Here is a 4,729-nt window from a genome sequence, read left to right as displayed (position 1 = left end):
ATAGATAATATTTATATTATTATCGTAGTATAAATTATTTTTTACATGTAAGTGATAATTATATTATTTTTTTGGCTTTGTAGAAATCATAGTTGATTTTTACTAAAAAATTTTTTAATAATTAAATTTTACTATTTTTTCTTTAAATTTGTTTTCAAGTAATTAAATCTTTTGGATTTTGGTTTTGAAAATCCAGCACTCAAAAAAATTAAGAAATTAACAAAAATATAAAACCAAATAAAAATAGGACGCAATTTAAAAGTTCAAAATCTAATAATTTCTGCCAACACTCGTTTGTAAAATTTCATGAAAAAAGAATTTGAGATGAGTGATTTACTCATCTACATTTTTTCAGGAGCAGGTACTCCTAAAATATCTAATGCATTTTTTATGGTTGTTTTAGCTTTGTCAACTAAAATTAATCTTGTATCTTCTAAATCTGAACCAATAACCTGTTCTGATTTGTAGAATTTATTGAATGATCCGGCTAAATCCTGACAGTATTGTGTAATGTTGTGTACTCTTTTCTTGTTGGCACAGTCTTCAACAACCTGTGGGAATTTAGCTATTAATCTTACTAAATCCTGTTCAGTTTCATTAGGAATCCAATTTTCATCAATTTTAAGAGAAGAAATATCTTTTCCAGATTTATTTAGTAATTTACATGCTCTGGCATGTGCATATTGAATTGAAGCACAACCTCTCTCAAAGCTTAATGCTTCATCCCATTTAAATGTCAGGTGCTTTTCAGGAGACAATTTTGCAATAAAGAATCTTATAGCTCCAATTCCAATTTGTTCGGCCATTGGTGCAATTTCTTCATCGGTTAAATCAGGATTTCTTGATTTAATTTCATTGGTTGCTCTTAATATTGCTTCGTCAACTAAATCATCTACGGATACAAATTTGCCTTTTCTTGTTGACATGGATCCTTCAGGTAATGTAATAAATTCGTAAAATATTACTTCAGGAGCTTTTTCCTTTAAAATTTCTTCAAAGATTACTTTCATTTGCTTTGAAGATAATTTATGGTCAGAACCTAAAATGTCTAAAACTACGTCTCCAAGAGTTGCTTTATATCTGTGATATGCTAAATCTCTTGTTGAATAAAGTGAAGTACCGTTTGATCTTCTTAAGACAAATTCCTTTTCAATATTGTAGAATGTTAAATCAATGTAGTCTACTTCTTCATGTGATACAAATCCTTCTTTTTCAAAGTATTCTACAAGTTTATCCACATCTCCGTTTCTTATGAATTTGCCTTCCCATACAAAATCGTCATGGTGAATATTGATTCTGTTTAGAGTTTCTTTTATTCCGGAAACACAGCTTTCAACAACATTTTCAAAGGTTTTATTCAATTCTTCGTTTTCACCTTTTTCATATTCTTGAATAAGTTCACTTACTTTTTCATTTGCATTTTCATTTTCATCGACTTCTTTATTAGCAAGGAAATATAGTTTACCTATCTTTTCGTCAATTTTATCTCCTTCCTGGTCTTCAATTTTTAAACCCATTTCGCGTATTCCATAAACAATAATGGCAATTTGTCTTCCCATATCATTTACATAATATTGGGTTTCTACTTCACGACCAGCTAACCTCAATAATCTAGCAAGTGAATCTCCAAAAATGGAATTACGAACATGTCCAATATGTAAAGGTCCGTTTGGATTAGCAGATGTATGTTCCAAAACGATTTTTTCATCTATTTTTTCTAATTTTCCATAGTTATCATCTACTTTTTCAAGCAATAATTTTGAAAATTTTGAATAATCAATAAAGAAATTTACATAAGGACCGAAGTTTTGAACTTTTTCAAATATGTCCGGAACTTCAATTTTAGAAACCAAATCTTCAGCAACAAGATTTGGGGATGTTTTTAATTTTTTTGTAAGTGCAAAAGCTATTGTACTAGCTAAATCTCCTAATTTTGGATCTGGTGGAAATTCTAAACGGAAATTTCTATCTATGTCTTCGTCATACTGGTCTAATGCTTTATTTAAAGCATCTATTGCTTGTTTTTCAATTTCAAAATACATTAACTCACCTTATAATCCTCTTATCCATAATGAAAGAGTACCTATCCATGGAATCACCACGGGATTATCTCCTACTGTAAGTACTCTCGCCTGTATCTGGTCTGCCTTTACATAATAGGGGTCGGGCCGATTATTGTTATCACCCTTTATCACATACATCGTCGTTCCATTTATCTCTGTAATATTGATAATTCTGTGAATGACAGGTTGGTTAAACCATTTTGCATCATAAACAACTATATCTCCTACTTTAACATCTTTAGGATTAAATTCCTGAATTCCTAGCAAATTTGTTTTTTCAATAGCGACAATGTCTCCTCTATAAAATACTGGTTCCATACTTCCTGAAACGACAACATTTAAATGTTGAGCAAGGATTAAAACGACTATAAGTATTACAGCATATGATGCTATTTCTTTGTAATCTACCATTTTAACACCTTAAAATCTTTTTTTCTTATTGAAAGCTACAGCTAATGCTATTTCAATTGCGTCTGAAGTATCTTGTAAATCCGCCATACTGTGAGCACTTGAAATAAAGTTACATTCAAACTGGCTAGGCGGTATAAACACACCTTCTTTTAAAAGAGCTCTAAAATATCTTAAAAAACTTTCAGTATCTGATTTCTTAGCATCAGCATAATTATAAACTTCAGCAGGATTCAAATAAATTTGAAACATTGAAGCAAGTCCTACACATTGAATATTATACTGTTCATCATCAATTATTGATTCAATATTTCCTCTAAGGAAATTTCCTTTTCTCTCTAAATCTTTGTAAAATTTATCATCTAATTGTGATAGTGTAGATAATCCTGCTTGGACAGAAATTGGGTTACCACTAAATGTTCCTGCCTGATAAACTGGTCCTTGAGGGGCTATTAACTCCATTATTTCTCTTTTTCCACAGAAAGCACCCATTGGAAGTCCTCCACCAACTATTTTACCTAATGTGGTTAAATCAGGAGTAACTCCATAATATTGTTGAGCGCCACCTCTGGAAGCTCTAAAACCAGTAATAACTTCATCAAATATTAATATAATATTATTTTCTTCAGTTATTTTACGTACAAACTCTAAAAATCCAGGTTTTGGTTCAATGCATCCAACATTACCCATTACAACTTCCATTATCAAACAAGCAATATTTTCTCCTTCTTTTTCGATTAATTCGCTTAAAGCTTCTTCATCGTTAAATGGAACGGATAATGTATTTTTAGTAGTGTCTGTTGGGATTCCTGCAGAATCAGGCAAACATGCTGCACCTGAACCGCCTTTAACTAAAACATAATCATGAGCTCCATGATAAGCTCCTTCAAATTTAATGATTTTGTCTCTGCCAGTAAAACCACGTGCCAGTCTTATAGCACTCATTGTAGCTTCAGTTCCACTATTACAAAATCTAACCATTTCAGCGCAAGGTATTCTATCTACAACTTCACGGGCAAGCTTAATTTCATTTTCAGTTGGAGCGCCGTATGCTGTACCAATTGTCAACTGATTGGATACTTCGCGCACAACTTTAGGATCAGCATGTCCCAGTATTAATGGTCCATAAGCAAGGCAGTGATCAATATATGTATTTCCTTCACTATCAGTTATTTTACATCCTCCAGCACTTTCAACAAAGAAAGGATAAGGTTTAAATGCACGCACTGGCGAATTAACTCCTCCAGGGAAGTATTTTTTTGATTCATTAAATAATTCTTCAGTCATTTTATCACTTATAAATGTTGGATTAATGAGTTTACACAAGCAACAGCAATAGGTGTACCACCTTTCGGACCTTCAGTAATAACATTAGGAATATTTGAATTTCTTAAAGCTTCTTTTGAATCAGCAGCTCCAACAAAACCTACAGGAACTCCAACTATAGCTTTAAGATTCATTTCACCTTTTTGATATAGATCCATAGCTTCAAAAACAGCTGTCGGAGCGTTTCCAGAAACAACAATTCCTTCAAAGTCGTTTTGGCTTGCATATCTAATAGCCGCAGCAGCTCTTGTAATCTGGTGCTCTTTAGCTATTTTCTTAACCTCTTCATTTTTTATGTAACATTCAACTTCACCATCATAACGGGTAATTCCATATTTTACCATGTTGATGTCGGTTAAAATTGTTTCATTATTTCTCAATGATTTCATTGCAGAATCTACAAAGTCATCACTGATATGAACAAGTTTAGCGTATTCCGGATCTGCTGTAGAATGAACAATACGCTCAACTATGTCTCTTTCAGCAGGTTTCAAATCTTTAATGTCATCACCGATAAGGCCGCGTATGATTTCCCTACTTTTAGTAGCAATATCATAACCTTGTTTGGTTGATGCACCCATAAACATTTGGTCTGTCATATTATAATTATATGTAAAAAAATAGTTAAAATATTTTTTTATACCAAATTTTGATTTTGAATTAACTTTTTAAAATATCTCTTAAGCCAAGTAAAATTCCTTTTTATTGAAATTTACCGGTTTAATTACTTTATTTTTAATATTATATGTATTACTGAAATTTTAAAATTATCTTTTTTTAGATTATGCCATTTGGGGAAAATCATGCATAATGAAAGTTTTACTATCCGGTCATTTCAGTATTTTTTTCTTTTACAATAGAAAAAAATTAATATATTGTATATAATATTCATTGATATAATTCAATCATAAATTATAATAATATGTCTAAAA

General features: G+C 31.1%; 4 protein-coding genes. All 4 read right to left on the bottom strand.

The window, feature by feature from the left end; translation table 11 throughout:
- Positions 1–341: 341 nt before the first annotated feature.
- From argS to ACKI5C_RS05900, 4 genes are read right to left on the bottom strand one after another with little or no spacing between them, the layout of a single operon-like run.
- Complete coding sequence (argS, locus tag ACKI5C_RS05915) at positions 342–2,042, bottom strand: arginine--tRNA ligase (protein ID WP_407432253.1); 1,701 nt, start codon at positions 2,040–2,042, stop codon at positions 342–344.
- Positions 2,043–2,051: 9 nt separating this feature from the next.
- Positions 2,052–2,474 (bottom strand): signal peptidase I, encoded by a 423-nt coding sequence (locus tag ACKI5C_RS05910; protein ID WP_407432252.1) that lies wholly within the window; start codon positions 2,472–2,474, stop codon positions 2,052–2,054.
- A gap of 9 nt (positions 2,475–2,483) precedes the next feature.
- On the bottom strand, positions 2,484–3,758 hold the full coding sequence (gene hemL / locus ACKI5C_RS05905; RefSeq protein ID WP_407432251.1) for a glutamate-1-semialdehyde 2,1-aminomutase: 1,275 nt from the start codon (positions 3,756–3,758) through the stop codon (positions 2,484–2,486).
- A gap of 8 nt (positions 3,759–3,766) precedes the next feature.
- On the bottom strand, positions 3,767–4,396 hold the full coding sequence (locus tag ACKI5C_RS05900) for a cobalt-precorrin-8 methylmutase (RefSeq protein WP_407432250.1): 630 nt from the start codon (positions 4,394–4,396) through the stop codon (positions 3,767–3,769).
- Positions 4,397–4,729 lie beyond the last annotated feature (333 nt).

Source organism: Methanobrevibacter sp. (genome assembly GCF_045646045.1).
GTDB lineage: Archaea > Methanobacteriota > Methanobacteria > Methanobacteriales > Methanobacteriaceae > Methanocatella.
This window is presented reverse-complemented; position numbering and strand designations above follow the sequence as displayed.

Excerpts from the sequence above, each read along its gene's own strand:
- argS (WP_407432253.1), bottom strand. The coding sequence starts at position 2,042 with ATGTATTTTGAAATTGAAAAACAAGCAATAGATGCTTTAAATAAAGCA.
- ACKI5C_RS05910 (WP_407432252.1), bottom strand. The coding sequence starts at position 2,474 with ATGGTAGATTACAAAGAAATAGCATCATATGCTGTAATACTTATAGTC.
- hemL (WP_407432251.1), bottom strand. The coding sequence starts at position 3,758 with ATGACTGAAGAATTATTTAATGAATCAAAAAAATACTTCCCTGGAGGA.
- ACKI5C_RS05900 (WP_407432250.1), bottom strand. The coding sequence starts at position 4,396 with ATGACAGACCAAATGTTTATGGGTGCATCAACCAAACAAGGTTATGAT.